5 protein-coding genes are annotated in these 5,606 nt (G+C 43.4%); 3 read left to right on the top strand and 2 right to left on the bottom strand.

All coding sequences use genetic code 11. The annotated features are described in order from the left end of the window. Nucleotides 1-148 precede the first annotated feature (148 nt). Together QUA13_RS31110 and hppD are read left to right on the top strand one after the other, a co-directional pair. The gene (locus QUA13_RS31110) at nt 149-856 is read left to right on the top strand and encodes an SDR family oxidoreductase (RefSeq protein WP_333204784.1); all 708 of its coding nucleotides are present in this window, start codon (nt 149-151) and stop codon (nt 854-856) included. Nucleotides 857-1,221: 365 nt separating this feature from the next. Further along, nucleotides 1,222-2,283: a 4-hydroxyphenylpyruvate dioxygenase gene (hppD, locus tag QUA13_RS31105; protein WP_333204782.1), complete on the top strand. Its 1,062-nt coding sequence runs from the start codon at nt 1,222-1,224 to the stop codon at nt 2,281-2,283. Nucleotides 2,284-2,303: 20 nt separating this feature from the next. On the opposite strand, the gene QUA13_RS31100 is transcribed toward hppD, so the two are convergent. Beyond that, nucleotides 2,304-2,837, bottom strand: coding sequence for a GNAT family N-acetyltransferase (locus QUA13_RS31100; protein ID WP_333204780.1), 534 nt, complete (start codon nt 2,835-2,837; stop codon nt 2,304-2,306). Then, nucleotides 2,818-4,869: a diguanylate cyclase gene (locus QUA13_RS31095; RefSeq protein ID WP_333204778.1), complete on the bottom strand. Its 2,052-nt coding sequence runs from the start codon at nt 4,867-4,869 to the stop codon at nt 2,818-2,820. Before QUA13_RS31095 ends, QUA13_RS31100 begins: the two co-directional genes overlap by 20 nt. Before the next feature lie 465 nt (nt 4,870-5,334). Between QUA13_RS31095 and QUA13_RS31090 the strand changes: the two genes are divergently transcribed. Further along, on the top strand, nt 5,335-5,606 hold a 272-nt coding region (locus tag QUA13_RS31090), incomplete at its 3' end, for a helix-turn-helix domain-containing protein (RefSeq protein WP_445242766.1).

Below are 5,606 nucleotides of genomic sequence, written 5' to 3'. Positions count from 1 at the left end.
TACGGCACTATACTTGATTTACTTTTTGTATATCATATATAGTTTATCACTTGTTCGACCTTAAGTAAACCGTATTGATATATAAGCACCCCCATTACTAGCAACTTGAGCTATCATACAAACTGGACGTAAAGAAATGTAAAGGGATATGCACGACAAAGTTGTGGTTGTGGTGGGTGCGACTGGCGGCATCGGTTCAGCGGTAGCCCGCAAACTCGCTGATGCGGGTGCGAGGCTAGTGCTCGCCGCCAGAGACAGCAGTAAATTAGACGCTTTAGCTAGCGAACTTTCAGTAACAGAGATAATGTGCGTACCCACAGATATCACCGATTTGCCGCAAGTCGAGACGCTGATGCACAAAGCTGTGGGGCATTTCGGACAAATTGATGCCCTCGTAAACGCCGCCGGTGCCGGAATTCTCAAGCAGTGGAACAAGTTAGAACCCGCTGATTTAGATGCAATGCTTGACTTGAACTTGAAAGGCAATTTTTACACGTCTCAAGCAGCGGCGAATGTGATGAAAGAGCGCAAATCCGGCCACATTTGCAATGTCATCGGGATTTTGGGGAAGCATTCAATGGCGATGGGAACGGCTTATTGCGCTTCAAAGTTTGGGGTAGTTGGTTTCAGCAAGTGCATGGCAGATGAGCTGCGACGCTACGGCATTAAGTTTACGCTATTCTATTTTGGCGGGGTGGATTCTCCGTTTTGGGATAATGTGAGTTTGAAGGTAGACAGGTCAAAAATGCTGAGTACCGAAACTGCCGCAAATGCGATTATGTTTGCTCTTTCGGCTGACCCGCAAGCTGTGCCGATGGAGATTAATATTCAGCCGGAAAGCCATTTGTTCTTTTAGCGATTGAGGAGTGATTTGAAGGCATTCGGGATTCGGCAGCGGAAGCTGAAAGCCAGAAAAATTATGACATCTTTAAGTTTGAGAACTTGCCCGTAACCTCTATATCTAGGCTGCTTATGGGTACACCTGACCGCTTGAGGCAGACCTCGCGGCCGACTCCAAGTTATCGCAGACACCGGGTTTCTTTTAATTGCCGACCTATTTCTGCCTTCAGGGGGATTTAGGATATTAAATTTTTACGTTATTATTAAGCGCGCGCACTAAAAATACATGAAAAATATCCTTTCCTCAATTCCTCCCTTGCAGTTTCCCACTGAAAATCAGCCGATTCTCCATTTTTCACTTTCCATTTTCAATTATTGATTATGGAGTTCGATCGCATTCACTTTTACGTGGAAAATGCTAAAATATCCCGCGACTGGTTTGTCAGCCGCTTAGGCTTTCAATCAACAGCAGGTTATGCCAACAGCCACACTCAAACTGAAGTTGTCAGCAGCGGCAATGTATGTTTTGTTTTATCTTCGCCCCTAACTTCCGCTAGTCCCGCTGCTAGTTGGTTGAAGTTTCATCCTCCCGGGATTGGCGATGTGGGTTTTCGGGTAAAAAATATCGAATTAGCGGTAGCTAGAGCGGCTGCCGAAGGCGCTAATATCCTCGAACCGATTCAAGAAGACCTAAACGAAGGAGGCTATTTTAAGCGCGCAAAAATCGCTGGCTGGGGAGATTTAAGCCACACGCTCGTTGAGCGAATTGGTGGCCATTCACTGCTATCGGGTTTGGGTAAGCTGCCGCTGTTTACCTTGATTGACCACGTAGTGTTAAATGTTGAATCTGGCGATTTGTCAAGTGCTGTTAGTTGGTATCAAAAAATATTAGGTTTTCAACCCCAGCAAAATTTTGACATTCAGACTCAGAAATCGGCTTTGCGGAGCCAAGTTATGGTGCACGCTGAAGGTGGGGTGCAATTCCCGATTAATGAACCGGCATCAACTAATTCTCAAATTCAAGAGTTTTTGAGTGCAAATCGGGGGCCGGGAATTCAGCACATGGCTTTGCAAACTGATAATATTGTGGGGGTTGTTGCCGATTTGCGATCGCGCGGTTTGCCTTTTCTGCCTGTTCCTCCAACATACTACTCCGAATTGCAGCAGCGGCAAAACTATTTGCCTGCAGATTGGCAATCAATTGCAGCTTCTGAAGTTTTGGCAGATTGGCAAGAAGATACTCCCGCAGCGATGCTGCTGCAAATCTTTACCCAGCCAATTTTTGCAGAACCGACTTTCTTTTTCGAGGTGATTGAGCGCCGAGTTACTTTAGTTAACGGCAAACAAGTGCAAGCGGGAGGTTTTGGGGCAGGGAATTTTCGAGCTTTGTTTGAGGCAATTGAACGGGAACAAATGAAGAGGGGGAGTTTGATAAATGATTGATAAAATTTCCACTTTTTACGTCAGGCGGGCGTGTTAATCAGCACTGCGATATCCCTCCAACCGTAGGCAATTTCTTTGACTGCAATTCCTGCTCTGCTTGTCTGTTTTTCCTCCACTTTTTCACCTCCTAAAGATTCATAAAACCTGCAAGCTGAATTGTCTGCCAGTACCCAAACCAGCATCGAATTCAAAGTTAATTCTGCCAATTTTGTTGCAACTGTTCTCACAAGTTGCTGTCCGATTCCTTGACGCTGATATTCCTCCAAAATATAGATGGCAAATAATTCTCCTTGATAAATATATTTGCCAGTTCGCTCGCGACCACCCGCAGCAAAACCCACAATTTTTCCCTCGTCATTCTCAGCTACACACACAAAATCTTCACTTTTTTCTGCCTTGACGAGGATTTCTTGCCAACGGCTTTCTCCTTTTTCATAGGATAGCTGTGCGAGGTAATCTGCTGGTACAATTTCCCGGTAAGCTGTCCGCCAAGTATCTAGATTAACCCGTGCGATTGCAGGTGCGTCAGCGATTTTAGCTTCTCTCACAATCATCAGAAAATACTCCTTTCCCGCCCTGAAATTCTCTTTTCAAGTCTAGGCAAACTATACGATCGCGCCCTTCTAGTTTAGCTCGATAAAGCGCTCGATCGGCCTGTCCAATTAACCCCTCAATCGATAAACCAGTAGAAGGCACAGCACTAGCGATCCCGATACTGAGAGTTATAAACTTACTTACCTTGGAAGCAGCGTGAAAAATTGCCGCAGCTTTCAAATCGCTGCGAATTGATTCAGCTACCCGCATTGCTCCTTTCATATCAGTTCGCGACAAAATTACCGCAAATTCTTCGCCGCCGTAGCGGGCAGCTAAATCTCCCGCCCGCTGAGCGTTGCTAGCTAAAATCTGCGCCACTTGTTTTAAACATTCGTCGCCTCCTTGATGCCCGTAACGATCGTTGTAAAGTTTGAAAAAATCGATATCGCACAAAATCAAAGACAGCGACTCTTTTTCTCGCTCCATGCACTGCCATTCTAACTCCAATTTTTGGTCAAAACAGCGACGGTTGGGAATTTGAGTCAATCCGTCCATCGAAGCGAGGCGCTGCAATTCCATGTTAGCTGCTTCTAATTTTAATTTGGCTTGTTCTAAAGCTAAATTTTGCCGAGCTAATTCTTCACTTTGCCGTTTTTCTTGTTCGTACAAAAATCGGATTGAAGCTTCAGCTTTTTGCAATTCTTGCTCCGCAAATTTGCGCTTAACAAACTCGCCTAATTGAGAACCTAAACCACCTATTATTTGAAGTAACTCTTGATCCGGTGGCAGTTCTTCCCGACAAAAAAAAGTCATTACTCCTACAACATGGCCCCTAGCGTGAATGGGAAAACCGAATCCCGATCGCAGTCCCGCTTCCTCGGCCAAGCGCGATCGCAATTTCGTGCGATCGCCCGCAATATCAGTAATCCACTGCGGAGAACCGCTCCTGGAAACCGCTCCCGGCAAACCCTCACCCGGAGCCAAAGTAATCTGCGGGTCGTTTTCGGCAAACTCGCTAACTTCTTCCGCTGCCTGCCAAACTGCCACCCGCCGCCAACAAGGAGTTTCCTCGATCGGACTGCAAAGTGGCAGACACCAAAGCGGCTGTTTTTCGGATTTTATTGTCGCACCCAATCTAGTTTCTTTCTCCCCCTCTGCGGGCGTCCACAGTTCGCCAATATCCCACCCAAAACTTTGGCAAATACCTTGCAAAATTCTCGGAGTTGCGCTATCTAGAGAACTTGATTCTGACAGGATATGAGTAACAGCATACTGTGCTTCTTGACAATTTTTTATGCGCTCTTGCTTGGTAATGTCTTTGCCGATATAAACAAAATCTTGTAGAACCTCGCTATCTGGATACTTGCTTCCTATGCTTGTATTGAAAGTAGAGCATGAAAACGCGACAATCAGCTTTAAACCTATTTTCGTTTGGCAAGCTACTTTTACTTGAGGCCAATATTCGCTTTTAAGTGCAGGAGGTAGCTGGCTGATTTTGCGCAACAATTCTTCGTCCGTCGTAATCATGGATATGGATTTGCCGATAAATTCCGCTTGTGTATATCCAAATAATTGCTGTGCAGCTTGATTCACTTTTTTGATTTTTCCGGATGGTGCTGTTACTAACAAAACATCGCCTAGGGAATTAATAATTTTGTCAATATAATCTCCAGTCGCAGCTAAGTAATCGACTTTAATACTGTTTTCGTTGGCAGCCTGAAGCAGGCTTTGCTGAGCTACAATGCTATCTGTCACATCTTCGCATAAAATAATCAATCTGTCAGCATTGGCTTGTCCCTTATAGCCAAAAATGTACAAATTTAGATACAAATAAGATCCATCTTTGAGAACTCGGGTAATTGATTTTAACTGAAAGTCTTGCTCTCGTTCTTCAAGAATGCCTTCAAGGATTCCTTCAATTCCAATCAGTTCAGGAAAACAATCGCGCACGTCTTTTCCTTCGGCTACTTCCTCATGAATGTAGCCAAAATCTTGCACTTTCAAAGATATTTCTTTAATCTTAAGTTCCCGATCCACTGCGAGGTATTCCATCCTGCGTAAGGATAACAGCTTATAAAGAAGAATATTAATATTTCTCAGGCTGCTCTCTAGAGTTAATGTTGGAAGTATTTCGTTATTGTAGAGCATCACTATCCAAGGTTAGCAGGTAAAGTTAGTTGTTGTTTTGCTGCTATTTCTCATAGGAATTATTATACTGGCGAATGCCACTACCTGTTACCGCTTGCTAATTTATGGAAACAGTGTACTTTGGATTCTCCAAACAGTTTTTTGCTTATTTTTAAAATGGGTAAAATATTAATTTTACCAACTTTATTTTTGAGAAAGCGCAGTCAAAACCAGTCTCACTTGAGGTTGAGATTTATGAACAATACGTAGCGGTTTGCACTATTTGTGCCGCACATCTTAATTTTAAATTCCCCGATATGGGTTAAGCTGATACGCAGCTAGATTGTATAATATAAATATAAGAAAATAAGCGATAATTAGTTATAATGTATGCCAGCCAAAAACCATCTATCTCAAAATCAAAAGCAGAGACTCATTAAACTACTAAAAGAGTCTGACGATAATTACGTAAGGGAAAAGGTTCTAATTTTATTGCTAATAAATGACGGAAAAACTTATCGACAAATTAGTGAATTTATGGAGATTGCTTACACAACAGTAGCTTATTGGTCAGTTCACGGCGACCCAGATAATTTGGATAGTTTTTTAGATAAAAGAAGCCCAGGAAATTTTCGCAAAGTCACTCCAGAGTATGAAAAAAT

Source organism: Microcoleus sp. S28C3 (assembly GCF_036700785.1).
Taxonomy (GTDB): Bacteria; Cyanobacteriota; Cyanobacteriia; order Cyanobacteriales; family Microcoleaceae; genus Microcoleus; species Microcoleus asticus.
Note: the sequence above shows the minus strand (reverse complement) of the source record. Positions and strands in the feature narration are given on the sequence as shown.

Bases quoted from the DNA above. Each gene is read 5' to 3' on its own strand.
- QUA13_RS31110 (WP_333204784.1), top strand. From the start codon at position 149: ATGCACGACAAAGTTGTGGTTGTGGTGGGTGCGACTGGCGGCATCGGT.
- hppD (WP_333204782.1), top strand. From the start codon at position 1,222: ATGGAGTTCGATCGCATTCACTTTTACGTGGAAAATGCTAAAATATCC.
- QUA13_RS31100 (WP_333204780.1), bottom strand. From the start codon at position 2,837: ATGATTGTGAGAGAAGCTAAAATCGCTGACGCACCTGCAATCGCACGG.
- QUA13_RS31095 (WP_333204778.1), bottom strand. From the start codon at position 4,869: ATGGAATACCTCGCAGTGGATCGGGAACTTAAGATTAAAGAAATATCT.